At 30.8% G+C, this 468-nt stretch carries 1 pseudogene; it reads left to right on the forward strand.

Annotated elements, in window-relative coordinates:
- A pseudogene (locus tag FUA24_RS00545) lies at window positions 1-468 on the forward strand (ATP-binding cassette domain-containing protein); the annotation flags it as partial.

Raw genomic sequence — 468 nt, forward strand, 5'->3', positions numbered from 1 at the left:
GCTACTGTTACAAAACAATGATATTTTACTTTTAGATGAGCCAACAAACCATTTAGATATTGAATCTATCATTTGGTTAGAAGGCTTTTTAAAAAGCTACACTGGCGCCGTTGTAATAGTATCGCATGATAAAATGTTTTTAGATAATGTTACCAACCGTACCATTGAAATTTCACTAGGTAGAATTTACGATTATCCTAAACCGTATTCAAAATATTTAGTTTTAAGAAAAGAGCTGAGAGAACAACAATTAGCATCACAAAAAAATCAGCAAAAACAAATAGAACAAACTGAAAAATTAATTGAAAAGTTTAGAGCCAAAGCATCAAAAGCAACCATGGCACAATCTTTAATTAAAAAGCTTGATAAAATTGATAGAATTGAAGTTGATGAAGATGATAATAGTGTAATGACGCTAAACTTTCCCGTATCTATAACCCCAGGAAAAGTTGTTGTTGAAGCCGAAAA

Source organism: Seonamhaeicola marinus, assembly GCF_008085455.1.